This window comes from Hymenobacter sp. 15J16-1T3B (genome assembly GCF_020711235.1).
In the GTDB taxonomy this organism is placed as follows: Bacteria; Bacteroidota; Bacteroidia; order Cytophagales; family Hymenobacteraceae; genus Solirubrum.
This window is the reverse complement of sequence record NZ_JAJFAV010000020.1, coordinates 35,479-60,431: the sequence shown is the minus strand read 5'-3', so window position 1 is coordinate 60,431 and position 24,953 is coordinate 35,479. Positions and strand designations below refer to the sequence as shown.

Annotated in this window: 13 protein-coding genes; all 13 read right to left on the bottom strand. The window is 62.6% G+C overall.

What is annotated here, in order from left to right:
• Nucleotides 1-142 precede the first annotated feature (142 nt).
• Entirely contained in the window at nucleotides 143-2,053 is a 1,911-nt protein-coding gene (locus LJ737_RS24365; protein ID WP_227769380.1) for a right-handed parallel beta-helix repeat-containing protein, read from the bottom strand.
• 137 nt (nucleotides 2,054-2,190) lie between these two features.
• Nucleotides 2,191-3,603, bottom strand: coding sequence for an alpha/beta hydrolase family protein (locus LJ737_RS24360; RefSeq protein WP_227769379.1), 1,413 nt, complete (start codon nucleotides 3,601-3,603; stop codon nucleotides 2,191-2,193).
• A 195-nt stretch (nucleotides 3,604-3,798) separates the two neighbouring features.
• Nucleotides 3,799-4,953, bottom strand: coding sequence for a sialidase family protein (locus LJ737_RS24355; RefSeq protein WP_227769378.1), 1,155 nt, complete (start codon nucleotides 4,951-4,953; stop codon nucleotides 3,799-3,801).
• Nucleotides 4,954-5,228: 275 nt separating this feature from the next.
• Nucleotides 5,229-8,015 carry an alpha-L-rhamnosidase gene (locus LJ737_RS24350; RefSeq protein ID WP_227769377.1) on the bottom strand — a complete coding sequence of 929 codons (2,787 nt, stop codon included), beginning with the start codon at nucleotides 8,013-8,015 and terminating at the stop codon, nucleotides 5,229-5,231.
• A gap of 265 nt (nucleotides 8,016-8,280) precedes the next feature.
• Nucleotides 8,281-10,011: a hypothetical protein gene (locus LJ737_RS24345; protein WP_227769376.1), complete on the bottom strand. Its 1,731-nt coding sequence runs from the start codon at nucleotides 10,009-10,011 to the stop codon at nucleotides 8,281-8,283.
• Between the two features lie 151 nt (nucleotides 10,012-10,162).
• Nucleotides 10,163-12,976, bottom strand: a complete 2,814-nt coding sequence (locus LJ737_RS24340) for a glycoside hydrolase family 2 protein (protein WP_227769375.1) — start codon at nucleotides 12,974-12,976, stop codon at nucleotides 10,163-10,165.
• Between the two features lie 110 nt (nucleotides 12,977-13,086).
• Nucleotides 13,087-13,494, bottom strand: a complete 408-nt coding sequence (locus LJ737_RS24335) for an endonuclease domain-containing protein (protein ID WP_227769374.1) — start codon at nucleotides 13,492-13,494, stop codon at nucleotides 13,087-13,089.
• Nucleotides 13,495-13,607: 113 nt separating this feature from the next.
• Complete coding sequence (locus LJ737_RS24330) at nucleotides 13,608-15,479, bottom strand: sialidase/neuraminidase family protein (protein ID WP_227769373.1); 1,872 nt, start codon at nucleotides 15,477-15,479, stop codon at nucleotides 13,608-13,610.
• Nucleotides 15,476-16,444, bottom strand: coding sequence for a glycoside hydrolase family 43 protein (locus tag LJ737_RS24325; RefSeq protein WP_227769372.1), 969 nt, complete (start codon nucleotides 16,442-16,444; stop codon nucleotides 15,476-15,478). Before LJ737_RS24325 ends, LJ737_RS24330 begins: the two co-directional genes overlap by 4 nt.
• A 144-nt stretch (nucleotides 16,445-16,588) precedes the next feature.
• On the bottom strand, nucleotides 16,589-17,995 hold the full coding sequence (locus tag LJ737_RS24320) for a glycoside hydrolase family 140 protein (RefSeq protein WP_227769371.1): 1,407 nt from the start codon (nucleotides 17,993-17,995) through the stop codon (nucleotides 16,589-16,591).
• 14 nt (nucleotides 17,996-18,009) lie between these two features.
• On the bottom strand, nucleotides 18,010-21,171 hold the full coding sequence (locus tag LJ737_RS24315) for a DUF6298 domain-containing protein (RefSeq protein ID WP_227769370.1): 3,162 nt from the start codon (nucleotides 21,169-21,171) through the stop codon (nucleotides 18,010-18,012).
• Between the two features lie 175 nt (nucleotides 21,172-21,346).
• The gene (locus LJ737_RS24310) at nucleotides 21,347-23,011 is read right to left on the bottom strand and encodes a pectate lyase family protein (protein WP_227769369.1); all 1,665 of its coding nucleotides are present in this window, start codon (nucleotides 23,009-23,011) and stop codon (nucleotides 21,347-21,349) included.
• Nucleotides 23,012-23,208: 197 nt separating this feature from the next.
• A complete protein-coding gene (locus LJ737_RS24305; RefSeq protein WP_227769368.1) occupies nucleotides 23,209-24,948 on the bottom strand; it encodes a RagB/SusD family nutrient uptake outer membrane protein in 1,740 nt (579 codons plus the stop codon).
• Nucleotides 24,949-24,953 lie beyond the last annotated feature (5 nt).

The window sequence follows — 24,953 nt, the reverse complement described above, 5'->3', positions numbered from 1 at the left end:
CAGTCAGCTGGCTGATTGAGGGATGTAGCGTGTATTCTTTCATTTCGCATGCGAGACTTCTGAGTCGTTCAGCCCAAGCGGTAGAGATGCTTCGGCAAGCGGACGCCAGATGGGGCATGACGTTCTTTTTGCTCTTTTTTGGCTATTGAGTCTTGCCCGTTTTCTGCTCCGCTTTCGGCGCCGCGCCGCGCAGGTCGCGGAAAGCAGCCTCCAGCCCGGCGGCGTGCTTGATGGCGTCCGACACCATTGGGCCGTTGTTTTTCCAGACGTTGTTCGGGCCGTTGGCATTGGCCAGGAACTTCTCGGCTGGGCACCAGTTGTCCTGCACCGTGATGCCCGAGGAGCCTTCGTCGAGGTAGAGGTAAAACCAGTGGTCGGGGTCGTGCACGTAGGCGGCGCGGCCAATTTCATCGACGCGGTTTTCGCTCACAACGGTGCCGGGCTGGGCCGAGAGGGTGTACACGCCGGCCACGTCGTAGGTGTGCTGGGCGTAGTGGTGAATGTAGTTCTGGGTCACGCGGTTGTCGCGCATGACGTTGGCGGTTTTGGTCCAGCCCCAGCCCAGGCTGATGCCGGTGTAGGGCACCCGGCTGATTTCGTTGTGGCGGATGGTGGTCTGGCGCACGTAGCCGGCGGTGATGCCGCAGGCGCCCCAGTCCTCGTTGCCGCAGTCGGTGAAGAGGTTATTTTCCACCAGCTCGCCCGTGCAGATTTCCCGCTCGTCCTTGGGGTTGTAGGGCAGGTGGGTTTCGATGCCGGGGTCGGAAAACTTGCCCAGCTGCAGGCCGTTGATGGCCACGTCACGGAACACGCAGCCGACAATGGCGTCGTCGTGGGTACCCTGCAGGTAGTCGAGCCCGGAGGCACCCAGGTGCTCGAAGCGGCAGCGCTCGAAGCGGGTGTGGTCGGCCCCGCTGAGCTGCACGGCGCCGGGCGGGCGGCCAATCCAGGCCTGGTTTTCGAGGCCGGCTTTGTCGGGCGTACCCGGCTTAGCCAGGGAGTAGCCGTCGAGCAGATACATGCCGGCCTGCAGGGGCACGTGGCCCTGCTCGGAGGGCCGCAGCCAGGTGGTGTAAGCGAAGGTCAGGCCCTTGAACTGCAGGTGGCTCACCGGCGCGTCGAGGGAGCCGGCCACCTGCACCAGGGTTTCCAGGGCGGGCACCGTTACCTGGGCCGTGCTCATGGTTTCGCCGGGGCGCGGCCAGTAGAGCACCTGCCGGCGCTGCTGGTCGTAGTACCACTCGCCGGGCTCGTCGAGCAGCTCCGGGGCATTGGCGAGGTAAAAGGCCGAGCTGCCGTTTTTGCCGTTGATGATGGGCCGGGGCCAGGGGTGCTCAAACTGCACCCGGCTTTCGGGCTCCTGGAAGGTCACCCGCGCCTCCGTGCCCCGCACCGTCACCGATTTGACGCGCAGCACGTTCACGGCCCACATCTGGTGCAGCACCATTTCCAGCTGCCCGGCCCGCGTCACGCCGCTCAGGGCCGCGGCCGGAATCCACGCTTCGCGCTTGTCCGTGTCCCAGCGCAGCAGGCGGGGCAGGTTGTCGTCGGTAGCGGTGCGGGCGCGAATGGCTTTGCGGCCGTTCACCCACAGCTGCCGGAAATCAAAACTACGACCGGCCAGCAGCGGTGCATCGGCCACCCACACCTGTCCCTGGGCAGCTTTCGGCAGACCTGGTACCGTGGCAGCGGCCTTTTTCCAACCCGTTACCGACACGCCGCCGCTGAGCACCGGCTGCTCCCCCGGCGCAGCTTCGATGATGGTCGGGCTCACGGCGGTGCCGGCATCTTCGGGGCGGAACAGCCAGGGTTCGGTCAGCCGATATTCCCCGCCTTTTACCCAGATGTGGACGCCGTTTTGCACCGAGGCATCGTGCAGGCGGCGCAGGTCGCGGGCCTGGCGCAGGGCCGTGGTCAGCGTGGCCAGCGGCTTGTCGGCAGTGCCGGGGTTGCGGTCGGAGCCGGTGGGCGCCACCCAGATGTCGGCGGCGCGGGCGGGCAAAGCCAGCGCCCCAAGGATAAAGAAGAGACTATTGCGGACTATGCGCGTCATGCTTGATCTGGCGTCTGCTGGTCGAAGCATCTCTACCGCTTCGTTGAGTTTGGTATTTGATGTCAGCGGTAGAGATGCTTCGACAAGCTCAGCATGACCGCCTTTTGCTCTTGCAATTGTTTCTAAGACCTTGGGCTCTATTGCTTCGCTTGCCCTTGCGAAGCAGTCTGATTAAACAGCGCCTGCAGGGCTTCGAAGCTGTGCAGGGCACCAGCCGGCAACCCCTCCCCTTTTGGGCCGAACACCAGCTGCTGCTCCTGCTTTTCAACGGTCACTTTCGACTCGTCCAGCTGGCCCGCGGAGTCCTCGGCCATGCGCAGGTTCAGGCCCAGATGTTTGGCCATGAACGCGTACATGGCTTGGCGCTTGGAAGCGCCGTAGTCGTGGCCTTCCTTGGGGAAGTGGGCATTCTGCACGAGGTCCGGCTTGCCATAGTAGCCATAGACGGTTTTGAGGTAAGGCATGGCTACTTCGGGCGTCTGGGCGGTCCAGTCGCCACCGTCGGTGACGGCCAGCAGGGGGCGCGGGGCAGCCATGGCGGCCAGCTCGGCGTTGTTGGTGCCGCCCCCGCAGAGGTGCACCGGCATGCCGCTTTCGCAGGGGCAGCCCCCGCTGTGGTAGGTCGAGAGCATGACGACGGGCACGCTCACCTTGATGCGGTCATCGAGGGCGGTGAGCAGCATGGTCTGGCTGCCGCCGCCCGAGCCGCCGGTAATGGCCACGCGGTCCTTGTCGGCGTTTTTCTGGGCGAGCAGAAAGTCCAGGGCCCGCAGGCCGTTCAGGGCTTGCACCGTCATAGCCAGGCTACGGCGGTGGTCCTCGCTCTTAAACTGCAAGGTCGATTCGCCCCAGGCAAACAAGTCGTAGCTGTAGACCATAGCCCCCATGCGCGCCAGCGTGGCGCAGCGCTTCTGGGCGTCAGGGCGGTAGCGGCCGTCGCCGAAGTGGCCGTCGGGGCTGATGATGACTGGGATTTTGCCTTTGGGCTTGAGCGGGCGGTACAGGGAGCCGGTGACGTACACGCCGGGCAGAGTTTCCAGCGCCACGTTTTCTACGGAGTAGCCATCGTACTCCCGCTTGTTGGTGATGATGGGCTTGCTGGCGGGCTTGGCGGGCATCGGCGCCAGCCGCAGCGCCGACCACATGCAGCTGCGCAGCTCCGCTTTGCGCTGCTCCCAGCTGGCCTGGTCGTGGTAGCGGGCGGCCAGTTCCTTGAGTTGCGCGGCGCCTTCGTCGGGCGTCTTGAGGTGGTACTGGTAGGTTTTGAGCTTGTAGGTCTTCTCGCCCGTTTTGGCCGCCTGGTAATCGAGCGGGCCCAGCACGTTGCGCAGCGTTTCGTCCACATCGGGGCGGAAGCGCCATTGGGCGTAGGTCACGTACTTGTCCTTCACCATGGCCGCGTCGGGCCGGATTTTCACCCCGTAGCGCTGCTGAATCTCGTCCAGCACCTGCTGCAGCGGCTCACGATACTGCTCGTCGGCAGTTTGCGCTTGGGCGCCGGCGGCCGTCAGCAGCAGGCCGACGGTGAGAAGGCGTAGTTTCTTGAACATGGCGGATGGGCGCCTCACCCCCAAGTCCCCTCTCCGAAAAGGAGAGGAGGAACTAGCCTCTAGTGTTCTAGAGCGAGATGCTTGGCAGGCGTCGGACGAAAAGAGAGCTAGAACTAGAGAAGCTAAGGTTAGTTCCCCCTCTCCTTTTCGGAGAGGAGGCTAGGGGGTGAGGCGAACGAGGCGCCCGAAAGGCCGTTAGTCCTTGGTGATTTCCGCCGTGCCAGTAGGCGCGGTGTAGCCTTTCAAGGCCGGCCACTGACCGTTCTCAATCTTGACCAGCTTGAGTTTCTTGAGGTCGATAACGGCGTGCTTGATGCTCTTGCGGCGCCAGGTGTACACGAAATGCACCTTGCCGTCCTTGGTCTGAATCACCGAAGGGTACGAGTACTGACTGATGGGCGAGTCTTCCAGAATAGCCGCCGCGTACCACTCCTTCCCGTCCTTGGACACGGCTACATTCAGCGGGGTGCGCGGGCCCTTGGCCAGGGTGCCGGGCGGCAATACGTGGTTGTACACCAGCAATTGGCGCCCGTCCTGCAAGGTCACCGCGTCGGTGCCGGAGTTGTTGTTGGGCAGATTCGTCTTCGCGAGCGGCGTCCAGGTCTGGCCCTGGTCCGAGGACCACGACTCCAGGATGGCCCGGTCGCGGCTGCGGCAGAGCAGCTGCAGGCGGCCGTCCTGGTGCTTGAGGATGCTGGGCTGAATGGCGCCCTGGGTCGAGCCGTTGTCAATCGGCCCGATCATCGTCCAAGTCTGGCCGTTGTCCTTCGAAGCTTCCAAGTGCACGCGCCAGCCGCCGCTGCCCTCGGTGCTGGTGGGGCTGAGCAGCGTGCCGTTCGAGAGCAGCACCGGCTTGTTTTTCACCGGCCCGATGTAGCCCTCTGGCAGCGCCCGGGCTTCCGACCAGGTCCGGCCGTTGTCCTTGGAGGTGCGCATAAAGCCTTTCCAGTCCGAGGGCTTGGGCCCGATCTTGTAGAACAGCAGCAGCTCGCCGCCGGGCACCTGGTAGAGCACCGGGTTCCAGGTCGGGTAGCGCAGGGTTTCGCTCTGCACGCCGTTGGCTACTTCCACCGGCGCGGTCCACTGGCCGTTTTCCTGCCGGCTCACCCAGATGCCCACGTCGGGGTTGCGCTCCTTCGTGCCGCCAAACCACGAGGCTACTAACCCCGCCGGGGTTTCGGCAATGGTCGCCGCGTGGCTTTCCGGGAAGGGCATTTTTTCCTGGATAAACTCGTCGACAATGACGGCGCGCTGCCAGGGGTTCTTCTGGGCAGTTTTCGCCGGATTTTGGGCGACGGAGCAGCCCGCGGTCAGCAGGCCAAAGAGCAGTATTGGAAAGGCTTTGTTCATGTTCATTTTGCAATCCTGAACGTCATGCTGAGCGCAGTCGAAGCATCTCTACCGCTTCGCCTGCCCCTCTCGGTCGTCATTCCGAGCGAAGTCGAGGAACTGAAAGAAGGCGCTAGCCAATCTCGCGTGCTGACGTCAGGGACTATTCTTTTCGTTGAGGTTACTCTCGGAAGTCAGCACGCGAGATGTCTCGGCAAGCTCGACAGAACGTTCTTTTTTATAGGCTGCTCACGCGAAGCGGTAGAGATGCTTCGACAAGCTCAGCATGACGCGTTCTATTTCTGGTCGTTTAGGTTCTGCTTCACCACGAAAGCATACTCCCCCGAGCCGACTTCAAACACGGCCCGGTCGCCTTCCATGCGCAAAAACTTCACGCCCGGCGCGGAGGCGGCTTTCTTGCCGCCTTCCTGCACCCGCTCCGCGTCCTTGGCCGGGAGGTAGACCAGGGCCTTGGTATTGCCCGGCACCGTCAGGTTCCAGGTGAAGCGCTTGGCATCCTGCTTCCAGCTGCTCTTGATCAGGCCGCGCACCGATTGGTAGGAGGCCGAAACCGAAGTCAGGCCGGCGGTGGGCGTGGGCTTCATTTCCAGGCGCTGGAAGCCCGGCGCGTCGGGGGCGGATTTGATGCCGGCCAGGTTTTCGTACTGCCAGATGAGCAGGTCGCCGAGCAGCATCACGTGGTTCTGGGAGTTCATGGCCGGGTCGGCGGTGTTGCCGTTCCACAGCTCCCAGATGGTGGTGGCCCCGTTGGCGGCCATGTAGCCCCAGCTGGGGTAGTCACGGTTGGCGGCCAGGCGCAGGGCCACGTCGGGACGGCCGCGCTGGGTGAGGCCGCGCATCAGCCACTGCGTGCCGATGACGCCGGTGCTGATGTGGCCCTGGTTTTCGACCATGATTTTGTCGACGATGTTCTGGAACACCTTGGCCTCGGCCTCGGCGGGCACCATGCCGTAGGACAAGGGCAGCAGGTTGGCCGTGACGGTGTTGTTGGAGTACTGGCAGCTTTCCCGGTTCAGGAACTTCTGGTTGAAGGCCGTTTTCAGCGCGGCCATCTGCTGGGTGTACTCGTCGGCGTCCTTGGTCTTCCCCAGGGTGCCGGCGAAACCGCGCATGAGGTCCAGCATATGATAATAGGTGCTGCTGGCAATGAGCGCGCCGTCGGTATTGCGGGCGGGGTCTTTGGAGTGAATCAGCTCTTTCGACTCCGGCGGCACGCACCAGTCGCCGTACTTGTCCTTGGTGACAAGGCCGTTTTCGGAGTAGTTCTGGCCCATGTAGAGCAGCCAGCGGCGCATGGAATCGTAGTGGCGGGCCAGCACCTGCTGGTCGCCGTACTGGCGGTAGAGCATGTCGGCCACGGTGAGGTAGGTGCCGGGCCAGGTCACGTTGTCGCCGTAGTAGCGCCAGAAGGCGGGGGCCACGTCGGGGATGCTACCGTCGGCTTTCTGGGCCTGCTCGATGTCGCGCAGCCACTTGGCGTAGAGGCGGGAGTTGTCGAAGAGGAAACTCTCGCCGTAGGCCCCGGTGGTCCGGTCGCCGAGCCAGGGCTGCCGCTCGTTGCGCTGCGGGCAGTCGATGGGCATGCCCTTGTAGTTGCTGCGGATGCCCCAGTAGGCGTTGCGGTACACCTGGTTGATGGTGGCGTCGGAGGTGGTCAGCGCGCCGGTGGTGGCCATGTCGTCGTACACCACGCGGCCGTCGAAATCGGCCAGGGTGGGCGCCGCGCCGGCGGGCCAGCCGCTGATTTCCACGTAGCGGAAGCCGTGGTAGACGAAGGTGGGCTCCCAGGTTTCGCGGGCGCCGCCTTTTAAGGTGTACACGTCGGTGACGCGGGCGTCGCGCAGGTTGCGCACGTACAGCTCGCCGCCGGGCTGCAGGGTTTCGGCGAAGCGCAGCGTCACCTTGTCGCCGGCTTTGCCCTGCACGCGCAGGCGCAGCCAGCCGGCCAGGTTCTGGCCCATGTCGAGGATGTACTTGCCGCCGGCCAGGGGCTTGATGGCCACGGGCCGGAGCGTTTCCATCACCTTCATGTTCTCGTTCATCTGCGCCTCGTAGGCGCCGCCGGGCTCCTGCACCAGCTCGGCCGGCAGCCACTTCTTCGCGTCGAAGCCGGCCGAGGCCCAGCCGGGCATTTCCTTGGTGGCGTCGTACTCCTCGCCGTCGTACTCGTTGTTGGTGCGGATGGGGCCGTCGGCGGTGCCCTGCCAGCTCTCATCGGTCTTGATGACGTCGCGCGAGCCGTCGGCGTAAGTCACTTCCACCTGCATGAGCAGCTTGGGGTAGCCGAAGGTCTTGATCTTGTAGGGTTTGTAGTGCTGGCGCATGGCGTAGAAGCGGCCGTTGCCGAGCACGGCGCCCACGGCGTTAGCGCCCGACTTCAGCAGGCCGGTCACGTCGTAGGCGTTGTACTTCACGCCCTGGGTGTAGTCGGTGGGGCCGGGGGCCAGCACCTGCTCCCCTACCCGCTGCCCGTTCAGGTGCAGCTCGTACAGGCCCAGCCCGATGATGTAGGCCGTGGCCTGGCGGATGGGCTTGTCGGCCTTGAATGTCTTGCGGAAGTAGCGGGCCGAGAGGCGGGCGTGGGTGGTTTCATCGTCCCAGGGAAAGGCGCGGTCGAAGCCGATCCAGCGGCCTTTCCAGTCGAGGTAGTTGAGCAGGCCCATGCTCCAGCGGGCGGGCTGGCTCCAGGCCGTGGGGCCCTGGCTGGTCCAGGTGCGCACCTTCCAGTAGCAGTGGGTGCGGCTGCGCAGCGGGGCGCCGGCGTAGGCTACGTGCACCGATTGGGCCGAGGTGACCTGGCCGGAGTTCCACAGGTCGCCCTCGTCGGCGGCTAGCTTTTCGGGGGTGGAGGCCACCAGCACCTGGTAGGCGGTTTGCTCCAGGCCGCGGGCGGGGCCGCTCAGCTCCCAGCTCAGGCGCGGGGCGGTGGCGTCGATGCCTTCGGGGTTGGTGAGCAGCTCGCAGCGCAGGCGCAGCAGCTGCACGGGGGCGGGCTTGTCGGCGCGGAAGGCCGTCAGCAGCAGGGCGGTGAGAAGCGAAGAAAGTATAATGCGCAGGTTCATCGGGACGGGCAGCCGCACCCCGCGGCCCCCGCTACGAAAGCAGCGGGGAAGCCGGCCGATGGACGGGCCGGCGCCACGGGGCTGTGCTAGGCACTTTTGGCGTCCACTAGTTCACCATTTTTCCCGCACCAACATTCTACGATCTTAGCATAAAGCTTTAGGATTTGGGCATGGTGGGGCGGAATACTCAATGTGCTGCCGGCAACTTCAACAATTTGGATAAAACGCCCCCAAACATCTTAAACAGTGTTTGAGGGCGTTTTCTTTATTGCTCACCTACTTCATCGATACCGACCTCAGACAATACCTTTTCAAGCTCTTCCATCATAATTTTTGGAGAGTCATAGTTCATTTCGGCAGCCTTATCATGCAGGTGATTATCTAACGAAGCTATTGAATACAAAGGATTTCTGTTAACAGAAAGCTCATAATAACTATTGAGACAATTATTTATCTTCAGCTGACCACTGTTAAACAAATCCTGAAACTTAATAAGCGTATCTAGATGCAGGAGTGACACATTCTTAATGCCTGCATCCATAGACAGTCCAGCAGCAGCTATTTGCCTTCTGAATTCAGAGTTCAAAACTACATTAATACCAGGAACTTGTAACGAAAAATCAATATGAACAATAATAGGATATATGATAGAATTTTTCAGAGCACCGGCGTCAATTTTGAGAAACTCACCTGATCTAATCTTCTTGATAGTATTAACCAACTGAGTAACACCTTTATCTGCTCCCTTTTCGTTTTTTACAAGTTTTTTGAATACTTCATCAATCTTAACATTGACGTCAGGAGATTGTTTCGCATTTGCAGCAATTGTCACATCCTTGCACTCAAATACATATATCTTAGCCTTATCTCTAATATAAAAATCAGGCTCACCATCAATTTGATGCCTAAGTTCTTCGCCACTGAATTTGATAAGCTTTTTATCTCTAAAACAATACTTCATTACAGCATAAAACATATGCTTTTCTGAAAACTCTTCGCCATATATACTTTTAAATTGAGGATAATCCTTTATCCGCTTACCATTATATTTCGCTTTGTGCTTGACTAATGAAGCAGCAAAATCAAACTGAATCCCTTGATATATTTTGTCTATAAGAAAATTTAAATTAAGGAACACAAACTCATTATCCCTAACCTCAAAAACTGGCTTTTCCCTTAGCTCCCGGAAATCCTGATTTGACCTGTACTCACTTTCATTAATAGACAGCTCCTTCAACCAAGGAACTATACCAACCTCAGCATCTTTAAAAGTTATAATCGAAGGAGTTTTGAGGGGTTCAAATTTACGAACATACACCTTCAATATATTTACCAAGTATTCCTGCCAACTATTCAAGCCTCTGTCTAAAATAAATATTTCTAAATAAGTTTTAAACTGAGGATTTGATTCGCAAAATCTAAAGAAGTAAATAGCTTTAATAATCTGCATACGAAAATCCTTGAACTCAAAATGCTCAATATAAGGCATATGAAAATTAAGGAAGAATTTAGCAAATTCCTCCTTATTGCCAGCTTTCATACCTTTGACAGAATCAGCTTGCTCATCCGTCCACTTCTGGGAAACATACAAATATGATTTAAAGAGAAGCAATTCTTGTTCTGGTGTCAAGTCCTCATCTTCATTGTTATTAAAGTTATTAAAAACCTCTTGAATAAGTTTTAATGTAGAAACATTATTGACAAAATTAAAATCACCTGAATGAGTTTTACTTCCAGAAGCTTCCTTATTAATTTTATTGATAACATATTCTACCCTTGCTTTTGTTGAATCAGGAATTCTCGACAACCACATTCTTAGTATTTCTAGCTGCGTTTTGCTGCTCCTCTCCTTGGTATGCAGTTGGGCCATAACATATCCCAGCACTTCTAGGGCAGCTCTAGATGGTATCCGAGATACGGCATCAGCTAGATCAAAGGCTTCATAATCATCAAAAACCTCTTTGTAAGTCAGAGAAACGCTCAGATGGAAATCCATAATCTGGTGAACTAGTAAAAGGGTGAAACAAAGAACCAGTATAAGAATTCCTTCTTATACTGGTTCTGGCTATTAGCTTGCGCGCAGAAAAATATTCTAATCTCCTGCTTACAAAGCAATAAGTTATCTAATATATCAAAACCTCTACCTTCTACCGCTGACCTACCACCGCCTGCTGGCCGGAGAAATCGAAGTACAGGGTCATTTCCTTGGCGTACGAGGGGTCTTTGCCGTAGTCGTAGTACATGTTGGTTTTGCCCATCGGGCCCATGTTCTCGGCTTTCTGCGACTTGGTGCCGATGGGCGTGATGCCGTGCATGAAGGAGAGCTGGCCGCTGGGGAAGGCCGGGGCCGTGTTGTAGGGCGTGGCCGAGAAGCGCGGCGTGAACAGGCGCAGGTACACGTCTTCCTGGTCGCAGACTACGGTGAAGGGCTGGCCGGTGGTCTGCAGGGTGAGCCAGTAGAAGTTGGAGTAGTAGCCCTTGAACTCGGGGTACTCGGGGCCGCGGGTGCCTTCCATTTCGCCGGTGCTGGTGTCGTTGTAGCCTTTGGTCCACACACCTAGGTTGGTGCCCTTCAGGCGGTCCTTCCACACGCGGTAGGGCCCGTCGCCGCGCCACTGGGCGCCTTTTACCTCCTTCTCGGGGTAGCTGAAGCTCAGGCCAGCCAGGGCGAAGTCGTAGTCTTTGGGGAAGTACTTGGCCGTGAGGCGCACCCAGCCCGAGGGGTACACCGTCCACTGCAAGGACTGGTAGCGGCTCTGCTTGGCGAACTTGGCTTCGATGACCACGTTCTGGCCGTCCTGGCGCTGGCTCAGGCCCTCAAAGGCGGTTTCGCCCTCGGCCAGCACGGGGCCGTTGGTGAGCGGGATGATGCCCTTGGCGTTGCGCACGGCGCGCAGCAGGCCCGAGCGGCGGCTGAAGCTCAGCTCCACGCCGTTGGCGGAGACGTTGTAGAGCGAGTCGGTTTCGGTGAGCTTGGCGGCCGTGGGGCCTTCGGTGCGGATAAGGCGCTGGGCCACGGCGCTGGGGCGGGCAATGGGCCAGCTCCAGGTGTAGATTTCGCGGCCGTCGGGGTAGTTGGCGGTGATGTAGAGCACGTCGTGCTGCTGCCAGTCGGCGGGCAGGGCCAGCTTGAGGGTGCCGTAGGTGCCGCCGGGGGCTACGCTGGGCGCGGTGAGGGCGCCGGTTTTGGTGACGGGCGCGGCCTTGCTGCCGGGGCCGGGCAGTTGGGCCAGCTTCCAGGTGAACTTACACTGGGCGAGGTCGGTGAAGTGGAAGCGGTTTTGCACGCGGAAGGTGCCGTCAAAGGCCGGGGTAATTTCGCGGCGCTCGAAGAACACGGGGCTCCAGACTTCCTTGATGGTGAAGAAGCTGCCCTCCTTTTCGCGGTAGGGCCCGAGGATGCCGTCGGCGCCGTGGTTGCCGTCGGTGTCGAGGATGCCGCCCTTGTCGGTGCGCACCACGCCGGCGTCGGAGAAGTCCCAGAGGAAGCCTCCGGCCGAGCGGGGGTGAGCCCACATTTGCTCCCAGTAGTCTTCGAGGCCGGCGCCGTGGCCGCCGTCGTAGAGGCCGTGCAGGAACTCGGTGGGAAACACCACGTTGTGGCCCTGCAAGTGCGTGCCGTTGCCGTAGTCGTAGTTGATGTAGTGCTGGGTATCGGTGCCGCGGAACACCTGCCAGGCGTGGATGACAGGGCGCTTTTGCAAGTCCATGCGGTCGAGCACCGGGTCGAGGTCGAAGTTGTGGCCGCCCTCGTTGCCGTTCACCCACACCACGATGCTGGGGTGGTTCTCGTCCTTGCGCACCATTTCCTCGGTGAGCTTGGTGCCGGTGGGCGTGTCGTAGTTGCCGTGCCAGCCGGCTATTTCGTCGAGCACCATGAGGCCCAGCGAGTCGCAGGCGGCCAGGAAGTGGTCATCGGGCGGGTAGTGCGACATCCGGACCGCGTTCATGTTCATCTCGCGCATCAGGTTCACGTCCTGAATGCTCAGGGCCTTGCTGGTGACGCGGCCCGAGGTGGGCCAGAACGAGTGGCGGTTGACGCCCTTGAACTTGACTTTGACGCCGTTGAGGTACATGCCGTCCCGCTCACGCACTTCCATGGTGCGGAAGCCGATGCGCTTGTCGACGACGTGCACCGGCTGCCCGCCCTTGCGCAGGGTGAAGGCCACGCGGTAGAGGTTGGGCGTTTCGGGCGTCCAGAGCCGGGCCTGATTGAGCGCGGTTTGCAGGCGGGTGGTGGCGGCGCCACCGGCTACGGCCGCTTTAAACTCGGCGCCGGCTTTCTGCCCGTCGAGGGTGTAGAGCTGGCCCACGACTTCATCGGCCCCGCTGCCCTGGGTGTACACGTCGGCGCGCAGGCTACCGTCGGCCTTGGCGTCCACTGCCACTCGGCTGATGTGGGTGGCGGGCAGGGCCTCCAGGAACACCGGGCGGAAGATGCCGCCGAACAGCCAGAAGTCCCCGCGCCGTTCGGCATCATTCACCGACTCGTTGGCCGAGTGCTTGCTGACGGTGGCTTCGAGCAGGTTGGTTTTGCCGAGCTTGAGCAGCTTGGTAATGTCGTACTTGAAGCGGTAGTAGGAGCCCTGGTGCATCGGGCCCGCGGACTGGCCGTTGATGCGTACCTCGGTGTCGGTCATGGCGCCGTCGAAGACGATGTTCACCGTCTTGCCGTCCCAGTTTTTGGGCACCTTGAACTCGTACTTGTACTGGCCCACTTCCTTGCCGCGGGCGGTGTCCTTGGCGTGGCCGTAGTTGTACTTGCCGAAGCCCTGCAGCTCCCAGTTGGAAGGCACCGGGATGGTGGTCCACTTGCCGGCGTTGCGGCCGGTCGAGCAGTGGAACTTCCACTTCACCGTGTGGTCTTTGTCGGGGCCGGAGAGCAGCTGAATTTGCGTCTGCTGGGCGTGGGCGGCCAGGGGCAGCAGGGCGAGGAGGTATGGGAGGAAACGTTTGGGCATATCGGGCTGGAGGTGCCTCACGTGCGCCTCACCCCCCGGCCCCCTCTCCGAAAAGGAGAGGGGGAGCCTGACGAGTTCTTGATGGCTTGGGGTGGTGTGGGTGCTGAGGCTTATGCTTGTGGTAAGTTGGCCTTGATGGCCTGGAGTACTTGCTCGGTTTCGTGGAGGGCTTGGTCGTTGGAAAAGCGGAGGACGCGGTAGCCTAGCTCGGCCAGGATTTCGGAGCGGCCTTTGTCATATTCAGCCTGGTCGGGTTCAAGGTGGCCGGCGCCGTCTAGCTCGACTATCAGCTTGTGCGGGAGACAGACGAAGTCGGCAATGAACCTATCGATGCTGTGCTGGCGGCGGAACTTCACTCCAAGCTGATTGCCGCGTAGCCGCTGCCAGAGCAGTTCCTCGGCCGGCGTCGGCTCGTGGCGCATCCCGCGTGAGCGGCCTTTCAGATCAAGCTTGCCGTACTGCTTCCGGTCGGCGGTAAAGATTTTGTCCTGCGGTAGGTAAGGCTCGTTGGATTCCATAGAATCGGATAGAATCAGAAAACCAACAAGCTACAAAACCACCAGCTCCGCCGTGGCTCCCCCTCTCCTTTTTCGGAGAGGGGGCCGGGGGGTGAGGCGCACACCAGGCGCCTCTAGGGCGTTTTCACCTCCGCCGCCGACGTCTTCAGCGACTTCACATAAAATACCGCCAACTTCTCTGACTCCCCCGCTTTGGGCAAATCGTAGGCTTGGTCGGCGGGCGTGTCGGGCGTGGGGAAGTGGCGGGCGGGGCCGGTGCGCAGCATCACCCGCTCGAACGAGGCCACCGGGGCGAAGAAGATGAAGGTGCTGGTCTTGCCCCCGTTCACCGACACCGTGCAGGTGCGGTTGGGCGCGTCCAGGGTCACTTTCAGGTCCAGCTGCTGGCCGGCCTGGTACTTGGTCACGCCCTTGAAGCGCGCCCCGGCCTTATAGCTGAGCGTGCCGGTGGAGTCGAAGCTCAGCTGCACGGCGGGCTGGCCCTTGGCGTCCTGAAATTCGATTTGCAGCAGGCCGTGGTCGTTCTGCCCCGGCACCACCGACAGCTCGGCCGTCAGCTGCTTGCTTTCGGGGATGATGCGCTCGGCCTTGCCGTAGTCGAAGCGGTCCGAATCCTTGAACACGAGACCCTTGCTCCCATCAGGCAGCGGACCGATTTCTACTGGGGCCTGCACCAGACTGTAGGTATTCCATTGGTCCAGTTCCTGGCCGGCAGGCAGTTGCGCGAAAACGTCGTTGGCGTGGCTCGTGGCCGTGGCGCGGATGGGCACCGACACCGAGGCAATCCAGAGGTCCTCCTTGTTCACGCTGTAGCTCACCCACATTTTCTTGTCGGGCGGCACCCCGTCGCCTTCCTGAATGCCGCGCACGTACTGCGGGCCGTAGCTTTTGTAGTTGCCGCCGTAGCGCATGGGCGTGATTTCGCCGTGCACCAGCCAGAGGTCGGTGTAGTCGAGGCCGTTCTGCGAGGTGGACACGGCCAGCGGCCAGCGGAACTCCGAGGGGTTGTACACCGTGGCGTACCGGCCGTCGGAGGTGCGCTGGCCCCAGATTTTGGCGTTGCTGTTGACGAAGTGCGGGGCGCGAATAACCGGGTTGGGCCAGGTTTTGCCGCCATCGGGGCTGATGGTGGTCAGCGCGTGCTTCCAGAGGCCCACCACGCGGCCGTCGGGCAGGTGGTAGTAGCTAAAGGCCTTATAGTCCTTGTGGATGGGAATGAGCGGGTCGTCCTTGTCCTGCTCCTCTACCATCTGCTGCATCATCAGCGGATTGCTGAGGATTTCCTCGCAGGCGGCCACGAAGCCCTTGTCCTTGCTCTTGGTGTAGAAGGGGTAGGCGGATTTCGACTGGTCCCAGGTCTTGTTGTGGCGCAGGAAGTAGATGGGCCCGAATTTGCCGCCGGGCAGCACCTCGCGCACCACCCGGCCGATGCCCTGCCCGTCGTTGGGGTCGTCCTTGGCGTCGAGGGCCACGCCGTAGTAGCCCAGGGTCAGCAGGCGGTTCTTTTTCGAGGTGTAGAAGCCGATGCGCTGGTGCATCACGGCCTCCAGATTTTTGGCCACTTTGCCGGGCTGGTCGGGCTTGGTGAAGCCGTCGGGCACCTTGTAGGGCGGAAAAATGACCGTCGGATTAGTCCAGGTATAGCCGTCCTTCGAGGTCAGCAGCAGGGTGCGCCCGGGCGGAATATGCTCGCCCGCGGGGTTGCTCAGGTACTGGTAGTAGAACTGCCCCTGCCAGTACGCCAACATGGGCGCGTGGTTGTAGGTCCACCCCTCCCCGTTGGCGGCGCTGGGCTGCTCGCGGTTGGCGCGCAGCACCTGCCGGGCGTGCGTGCCGATGGCCGGGCGCAGCTGGCCGTGGTGGTAATCCACGTTGCTGAGCGTGGTGCCGGTGTAGCGGATGGTTTCCGGCGTCGTCTGAGCCTGGGCCGAGACACTGCCCAGCGTTGCCGCTACCGCTGCCCAAATTCCTGTCTGCTTGCTCATTGATTTCCGCTCGTGGTGGTCGTTGCTGCCGGCGCCGCCGGGGCGCTGCGCAACAGGTTCTTCAAGGTCTTGCGCGGCGCCATGAACACGGTGCCGTGCTTGTGCCCCTGCGGCACACTGGTCTGGTTCGACACGTCGGTAAACGTCTTGAAATCGGCCGTTTTCATCACACCGAAGCGCTTTTCGCGGTAGGCGTCGTAGTAAATCAGCCACTGCTTATTCGGCAAGGCCAGCACGCTCGGTCCTTCGGTAAAGTTGCCGGTAAAGGGCTCCGACACATTTGGAAACGGTCCTATTGCCGAGGGCCCAAACGCCACCTTGATGTTGCGCATGGGGCGGGTGTTGTCCTTCACCACCAGCACGTAATCCTGCGGCCCGCGCGGCACCACTACCGCATCAATGGCGCTCCATCCGGGGTCCAGAAACAGCTTCGTGGGCGCAAACGTCTGGAAGTCCTTGGTGGTAGTGTAGTAGAGCCGGTGGTTGTTGTCCTCGTCCTCGACGCCTTTCGGGAAGCGGAACGGGATGGTGCTGGCCCACACGATGAGGTATTGCTGCGTGGGCGCGTCGTAGAAGATTTCCGGGGCCCACACGTTCACGGTCGTCGGCTCGTGGCCCATCACGTCGATGAAGCGCTGCTCCGACCAGTGTACCAGGTCTTTCGACGAAGCGTAGCCGAAGCCCTTGTCGCCCTTCCAGCCGCAGGTCCACACGAGGTGGTAGGTGCCGTCGGGGCCGCGGGCAATGCTCGGGTCACGCATGATTTTGCTCGGCCCCACCTGCGGGGTGAGGAAGATGCGGTTCAAATCCTGCCACTTATAGCCATCGTAGCTGTAGAGCAGGCGCAACCCCTCGTTGGCCGGCTCGTGGAAGGACGTGAACATGTACACGTCACGCGAGCAAGCCGTGAGCAGGGCGGCGCCGAGCAGCGGGGCGAGGAAGCGGACGATTTGGGGTTTAAGCATTACCTGGTTACTCTAGAACGTCATGCTGAGCGCAGTCGAAGCATCTCTGCCGCTTCGTTGAACGAGCCCGGACGAAGCGGTAGAGATGCTTCGACTGCGCTCAGCATGACCGCCCTTTTTGACTGCCAGTTTGTATTATCGTCTCTACACCGCGTCCAGAATCAGCACCCAGTCGTTGCCGGCTTTCGGCTCGCCGGGCGCGTTGAATCCCTGCGTGCCCTTGTTCGGGAAGGTGCCGATGGCGGTGGTCTTCCCGTCGCGCGGGCTGAACCAGGAAGCCTTGACTTTGCTGCCGCTGATTTTGCCCAGGTTCACCTGGAAGGTGCGGCCGGTGTAAGTGTACACAAAGGCGTAGTTCTTGCCCCGGGTGCCAAACAGCCGCTCGTACTTCTCCCCTACTTCGCCCGCAATCAAAGACTGATCCGGCACCCGCTCGAAGAAGGGCCGCGACAACATGAGCTGCTTCAGGTACTGCATCTGCGCGGCGCCGGGCGCGTTGATGGCCGAGGACCACAGCTCCGAGGAGCCGTAGGCGCTGCCTTTGTCGAAGGCGCTGTGCATCTGCATCACCGAGTTCTGCCCGTAGGTGTAACCGAACGCGCCCGCAAACACCGACCAGTAGCCGTAGCGACGCACGTCGGCGTCGGTCCAGCGGGGCTGGGTGATGTCGTGCAGGCCCTGCGGAATGCCCTCGTACGAGGGTTCCCCGTCGATGCTGGGCTTGGCAGGTTTCAGCTGGTTGTCGACGAGCTGATAGCGCCAGTTGTCCTCGCCGTAGTGCTTCTTTTCGTTGCGCGAGGTGTCTTGGGCATAGCGCCGGTGCCCCGACTGGTACATGTTGAAGTCCAGCCACGAAGCGTTGTGAAACCAGTCCGAGGACTGCGTGCGGCCCCGCGGGTGATAAGTCACCAGATGGTTCGGGTCGACGGCCTTCAGGGTGCTGCCGATGGTGTTCCACACCTTCAGCGAATCCGAGCCGGCAATGTCGCCGCCGTTGAGCCAGATGATGTTCGGACGGTTTTTGTAGCGCTCCGCCAGGAAGGTCGCGTAGGCTTTGGCCTGCTGCTGATTGACTTTGCCGGCCTTCACGTTGGTGCCCCACACCGGCACCAGGCCCATGTACAGGCCCTTTTTGGCCGCCAAATCCACGATGTAGTCGACGTGGTCCCAGAAGTCGTACTGCGTCGGATCGGTGGGCGCGCTGCCTTTGGTGACGAGCGGGGTGGCCACGTTGCCGCGCACCAGGGCCGAGTCGCCGTACACGTTCACGGCGGGCACTTGGTGCAGCACCATCACCTGGATGACGTTGAAGCCCTTCTTGCGGCGGTCTTCGAGGTAGGTTTCGGCTTCTTCGCGCTTGAGCTTGTTGAACAAGAGCCAGCCGGTGTCGCCCAGCCAGAAGAAGGGCTTGCCGGCTTCGGTCTGCAGGTAGCGGCCGTTGCTGGCGACTTTGAGCTTGCCCAGCGGCTCCGTGGGCGCAGCCGCGGCCAACGACAGCAGCAGAGCCGAGGCGGCCGTCAGGCGCGAGGGTATGGAGGGAAATCGGACCATCAATCAGGAATCAATCAGCCTTTGTCCACCCACAGAATGGCGGGGGCGGCTTGCGGGTTTTTAAGGTCGAGCACCTGCCCGCCCTTCACTTTCTGAGCCTTACCGAGCAGCTGCCCGTTGCGGGCGTCGAGCCACTGCACCTGGAAGGTGCCCTGCTCCTTGCTCAGGTCGAGCTGGGTGGCGGCGGTCGGCTCGCAGTAGCGGATGTAGCCCTGGCCGGGATTCACCAGCTGCCACTGCTTGGCCACGGCGGCGGCCTGCGCGTCGGGCTTCATCTTGGCCACGGCGGCCAGGAATTCCTGGCTGGGTACCGCGGGCACGTCGGGCAGGGAGCCGCCGGCCAGCAGCACGGCCCAGCCGAACTTGTCGGCCCCGTCGCCGGAGTAGAGCACGGCTTTGGCGGGAAACTGCTGGCGGTACTCGCGCACGGCCCGGTACACCTGCTCGAAGGACGAGGCCTTGGGCTTCAAGAGGCGGGCGTGCTGGCGCGGGGCCAGGTTCTGCCCGCCCTGGGGCGCGTACGCCTCGCCGTTGGCCTGGTAGTGCCAGTAACGGATATCAATGATGTCGACGACGGCGGCGCGGGCGGGGTCCGCGAGGATGGCATCCTGCACGTCCTTGGTGGTAGCCAGGCCCACCAGCGCGTGCTTGCCGGTTTCCTGCTCCCACTCCTTGATGGTGTCGAGCCAGAACTGCACGAAGGGCAGCGGGCCGGTAAACTCCTCCCCGATCAGCTGGATGACGCCGCTCTGCTCGGTGAAGTTATTGAGGCACTGGCGGATGTAGGCGCGGTGCAGGGCGCGGCGCACGGGGTGCGTCACGTCGTAGAATTGCTCGGCCATGAAGATGCGCTTGTCGCCGGCGTAGTTGGGCGGCTCCGGGAAGCCCGTGTCGTTCACGTTGTTGGCCGGGCGCCAGGGGAAGTCGGCGTAGTGCGCGCCGGCCTCGATGATGTTGTGCTGGAAGTAGTTCTGGTGCACCAGCACCAGACCTTTCTGGTCGGCCAGCTGGGCAAACTCGCGCAGACGGCCCCAGTACCAAGGGTTGTACTTCGTCAGGTCGTATTTGCTCAGCCCGTCGTAGCCCGCGCCCTGCCCGCTGCGGGCGAAGGGCAGCTCGTAGAAGGGCGGCCACACGTCGCCGTCCATGCGGCGGATGCGCTCATGGTCGTCGCGGCGGCGCTCGTACCAGAGGGCGTAGTTCTGCTCCATCCCAACCTGGTGGCGGGCCTGCATGGAATCGGTGAGGGCCACGAGGTCGTCGGTGTAGCCGCGGCCGGTGCGACCGGGCACGTAGCGGGTAATGGCCGGCTTGGCCTGGGCTATGCCGTAGGGCCGCGAAGAGCCGTTCCACCACGGCACCGAGCCGCGGCTGCCGGTCAGCACCGTGTTGCCGCGCACCAGCACGCCGTTTTGCACGCGCAGGGGCGCGGCGGCCGGCGCCGCGGCGGGCTGCTTGAGTTTCAGCTGGTCGAAGTTCTTGGCACCGGCTGCGGAAGTCGAAATGGCCTGGCGCTGCGGGGCCTGCCGGATCCAGTCGATAAGCTGCGGGGCGGGCTGCTTGGCCTCGGCGGTGAGCTGCTGCGCCACCGCGACGCTGGGGCTGCTGGAGGCTTCGGTGGGCAGGGCCAGCAGCTGCGGCTGCATGGCCATTTTCTTGCCCAGGCGCTCCTCCAGCTGGGCGTAGTAGAGGCTGCGCGGGTTGATGGCGTTGTTGGACTCGCCCCAGTACCCGTCGCCCTGAAACTGCGCCCAGTTGCCGAAGCCCCAGTTTTGGGCCGTGGGCGGCTTGGGCAAATCGATGCGGGCGGCGGTGCTCTGATACACCACGCTGTTGGCGGCCGTCCAACCCGCGCCCTGCCCGTCCTGCCCGCGGTTAGCCAGGCTCAGGGCGTTGCCGTCGATGTTGACGATGTCGAACAGCAGACCCGAGGCCCAGCTGTCGGTGGCCCCGCTGAAGCCCAGCGACTCCCGGCTCTGGCACTGCACGAAGGCGTTGGGCCCGGCGGCGCAGAAGCCGGTGGCGAAGTCGTGGTAGCCCTGCTCGGAGTACAGGCGCTGAAACAGGGTCTGCTGCCCGGCGGTGAAGAACGCGTTGCGCCGCTGCCCGCCCACTTCCGACACCGGGGCGAGGCTCAGGCAGTCCTCCACCGTCACGCGCTTGGCCGACTCGAACGCAGCCACGGCGGAACCGGCGAAGTGCTCAAACGTGACCTGCCGCACCCAGGCGTCGGCCACGTTTTCCAGGGTCACGCCCATCCAGCGGTGCGCCTCGTCCTTGGGGTTCTTTTCGTCGAAGGCGGAGCGGCAGCGCAGGTTTTCGACGCCCACCTGGCTGATGCGGCCGGCCCAGCGGTAGGGCTGCACCGTGCCGCCGCCGTACTGCGCATCCAGTGCGGTGGTCAGCGGGGCGTCGAGCGTGACTACGTCGCCTTGCACGCTTACCACCTGCCGGTCCCAGTACAGGTCGCGCTGGCCCGGCTTCCAGCCCAGGGCCGAAATGCCGCCGCCGAAGGTTTCGGCGCCCAAGGCCTTGATCCACTCCTGGGTCGAGGGCCGGCGCACCAGCACCATGTCGCCGACTTTCAGCGCGTGCCCGGCCAGCTTAAGCTGGGTGGCATTCACGGGCACGTAGGCGTCCGTGACGGCCACAGTTTTGTCGAGCTGCCGGTCGTCGCGGCCGGCCACGCGGATGAGCGTCTGCCGGTCCAGGCCGCTGCCGAGCAGCACGGTGCCGCCTTCGTTCATGCCGCTGCCGCGCAGCACCACGCCGGATGCCCGGATGAGCAGGCCGCCGGCTACGTCGTAGGTGCCTTTTTCGAGCAGTACGGCCCCGCGCAGGCCGGTGGTTTTATCGGCGGGCAGGGCGGCCACGTAGTCCAGCGCGGCTTGAATGCGGGCGGTGGCGTCGCCGGCTTTCACGGGCACCACCACGCGCACCGGCGCGGTGGGAATGGCTTTTTCGCTGGCCGCGTAGCCGCAGGTGGAAAAGTCCGGCACGCGGTTGCCCTGCGCGTCGGCCGCGTACACCAGCTGGTGGTCCTTGCCCTCCGACAAGGGCGGCAGGGGCCGCTCTACCTTGGGTTTCTGGGCGTACACGGCCACCGGCCAGGGCGCGACGCCCAACGCCAGGCCCAGGGCCAGCCCAAGCAGGCGCGGGTGAAAGCGGAAAACCAAAGTGGTGGGGGGTGGGGTCAAAGCGGGGGTACTTTACTGCTTTTGAAAGGTAGCGCCGAGGGCCACTCAGCGCCGGCGCGGCACGCGCCGAGGCGGCCTTGCGTCGTCGGGTCAAACCAACGACACGGATCCGCGTTGCCGCGTTCCGCGCCGACTCTCCGTCAGCGCTTCAGGTTCACGACTTGCGGGTGCCGGGGGCGGCGGGCTTCACTTTCTGCTGGTCCACCACGCTGTTGAGGTACTCCTCGATGTTGGTGTAGCCGTCGTTGTCGCGGTCCTTGGCCGCGTCCGAGGCGTCTTTGGGGTTGAGGCCGTGCTTCTTTTCCCAGTCGTCGGGCATGCCGTCCTTGTCGGTATCGGTGTAGGGCTTGCCCTTGTACTCGGGGTAGCCGCCCACCTGCTGCGGGTCGGTGATGATGCCCTGCTTGTAGGAATCGGCCGGCAGGCGGCGCTTGATGTAGGGGCTGGTTTCGGTGGGCTTGGCGTCCTTGGCGTAGGTGATTTTGCCGGTGCGCACGTCCTCCACGATGCGGGCGTCGACGGCGTCGCGCCGGGGCAGGGTGGCGCCCACGTTGGCCAGCACATACTGGTAGGCGTCCTGGGCCGAGAGCAGCGGGCCCACGCCGGGCATGGCAAAGGGCTTGTCGGTGCGGATGCCGGCCAGCACTTTCTCCGGCTCGGGCACATCTTCGAGCTGCACGCCGCCGGCCCAGTTGTCTTTGGTTACCTTCTCGTTGCCCTCAATGACGTTGCCGGCCACATAGGCCTTGCCAAACACGTTGCCCAGGGCCTTGTCGCGGCTGGCTTCGGCCTTGAGGATGCGGAAGCTGATGGGCTTGTCGAGCGGGGTGATGGGGCCGGGCTTGTAGTAGTTGTTCACGAAGTTGTACTCCGAGCGGTTGTCGCCGCCGTCGGCCGAGCGGTTCCACCAGTTGAACACCACGTTGTTGGCGAAGTTGAAGTCGCCGTACATGCCCACCGAGGGGTTGCGGCTGATGTTGTTGGCCCAGAGGTTGCGCACAAACGTGCTGTTCAGCCCCCCGATGGTGCTGCCAAAGGCGTGGTTGTAGGTGTCCAGCCCCTCGGCAAAAATCGAGTTCTGAATGGTCACGTTCACCGTCGGCAGTTTCTCGGCCTTGCCGGTCTTGGGGTCGTGGTACACGTGCCGGTACATCGACATGTTTTCGTCCAGGCCCCAGGAGGCCGACACGTGGTCGATGATGATGTTGCCCACGCCGTTGCCGCCCAGCGCGTCGTCGCGGCGGCCCACGTCGGTGGCGCCGCGGCGGAAGCGCAGGTAGCGAATCACCACGTCGTGGGTATCAATCCAGAGCGACTCGCCCGCAATGCAGACCCCGTCGCCCGGGGCGGTCTGGCCGGCAATGGTGATGTAGGGCGCGCGGATATCAATAGGCGTTTTGAGCCGGATGATGCCGGCCACATTGAACACCACGGTGCGGGCCCCGCCCTGCTCGCAGGCCTCGCGCAAGGTGCCTGGGCCGCTGTCTTCCAGGCTGGTCACCACGTACACCTTGCCCCCGCGCCCGCCGAAGCTGTGCGCGCCGCCGCCCTCGGCGCCCGGAAACGCCAGCAGCTTGGCCTGGGGCAGATCCTCCGGCTTGGCCGCCCACGGCACGTAAGGCTTGCCTTGCTTGGCCTCCTTTTCCACGATGGGCAGGGCCTTTTGCCAGGCTTCGTCGGCGTGCTTTTCGGCCGCGGCCAGGTAGGCCTCCGCCTGCGCCTTCACGTCGGCCGGAATGGTGGGGTACTGCGCCCAGGCCGGGCGGGCGGCGCCGGTGGCCGCGGCGGCCAGGGCAAGGAAGAGCAGGCGGTTGTTCATGGGACAGAAGAGGCGTGGAAGGCGGGAATTAGCGAGCGGAGTACGAGGTGGTTGAAAGACCGTGTTTCCGTTAGGTCGTCATGTCGAGCTTGTCGAGACATCTCGCGGGCTGATGTTGGATGGTAACCTCAACGATTGGAGTTACTATCCGGCGAGATGTCTCGACTTCGCTCGACATGACGTTCTTTTTTCTTGTTCTAGTAGCCCGGGTTCTGGCGGAAGTCGCCGCGGCCCCCAACGGCGTCGATGTCGCTCTGCGGAATGGGGCGCACCACGTGGAAATCCTGGATGCTGGCGCGGGCGTCCGGGTTGAAGGCGCGCACGCGCTCCACCAGCTTGCCGGTGCGTTTCAGGTCCAACCAGCGCACTTGCTCGCCGGCCAACTCGCGGGCCCGCTCGTCGAGGATGAAGTCCAGCGTCATCTGGCTGGCCGTCACTTGCATGGCGGCGGTGCGGCCGGGCAGGGCGGCGCGGGTGCGCACCTGGTTCACGTAGTAAGCCGCCGAGTCGGCGCGGCCGAGGCGCACCTGGGCTTCGGCCCCGATGAGCACGATGTCGCCCAGGCGGAGCATGAACGCGTCGCGGGCGCTTTCCGTCACGGTGGCGGTGGCGCGGGTCGGGTCGTCAAACTTGCGCAGCGAGGGGTAGTAGCGCCGCTCCCCTTTCAAGGAGCCGTCGGCGTTGTACAGGTCGTCGATGTCGTAGACCTTGTAGCGGTAGCGGCGGGTGTAGCGCTGCTGGAAGTCGTCGATGCTACGCTTGCTGGTGAGCACGGCCGTGTCGCCGACGGCGAACTTGGGCTGGTTCAGGAAGGGCGCCAGGGCCGCGTTCTGGGCTACTTCGGCCGCCGACCAGCGCGGAATGTTGGTTGCAGAGTTGGCAATCCAGGCCTGCTTAAATGAGCCGAGGTAGCGCGCGTCGTTCTGCTCGTTGTAGAGGTCGAGCAAAAAGCGCGTGGGCATGTAGCGCACGCCCGGCAGGCCGTTGGCCACGTCACGTACCATGCCCGGCTGGTCGTCGTACTTCATCAAAAACCACTGGTGGCCGGTGTGGCTGCCCGCGTTGAAGGTCAGGTTGGTGGAGTAGTTCACCGCCCAGAGCACCTCGGAGTTGCGCTGGTTGTTGAAGTCCCAGAGGCTGGCGTAGCTCGTCACGAGCCGAATGCCCTGCCCGGTGTAGGCCGTCGTCACTTTGCGGGCGTAGGTAGCAGCCTTTTGGTACTGCCCGTTCGACAGATACGCCTTGGCGGCAAAGGCCTCGGCCGCGGGCCGGGTGATGCGGCCGTAGTCGTTGGCCGTCACGGGGGCCGCAAACTGGGCCAGCGTCACCGGCAGGTTGCGCACGGCAAACTCCAGGTCGGCGAAAATCTGGGCGTACACCTCGGCCACCGAGGCGCGGGTGGCGGTGTTGACCACGCCCTCGGTGGGCTCCAGGCGCAGCGGCACCGGCCCGTAGCTTTCCACCAAGTGGTAGTAGTACCAAGCGCGCATGAAGCGCAGCTCGGCTTCGGCCGAGGGCCGGCGCGTGGCCGACAGCCCGGCCTGGTCGATGTACTTCAGCGCCTGATTGACCTGGTTGATGCCCTGGTAGCAGGGCGTCCAGAGGTTGTTTTTCACCCACACGTTGTCGGTCTGCAGGCCCTGGTAGTTCATCAGCGGGGGCTGCGGGCGGGTATTGCTGGCGGCCGTGCCGTCGTTGGAGGCGGCGGCCGTCCAGATGTCGGTGCCCATTTCCAGTAGGGCGTAGCCCGATTCCTTGCCGTAAATGACGCGGTTGTAGGTGTAGGCGCCGTTGATGGCCGTTTCGAAGCCCTCGGGGGTGGTAAACACGGCTTCGGCGGTGGCGCCGCTGGGGTTGTATTCGTCGAGCTGGTCCTTGCAGGCAGTGGCGGCCAGAGCGAGCAGCGCAAACGTCAGGGGGCGGATGATCTTATGCATAACGG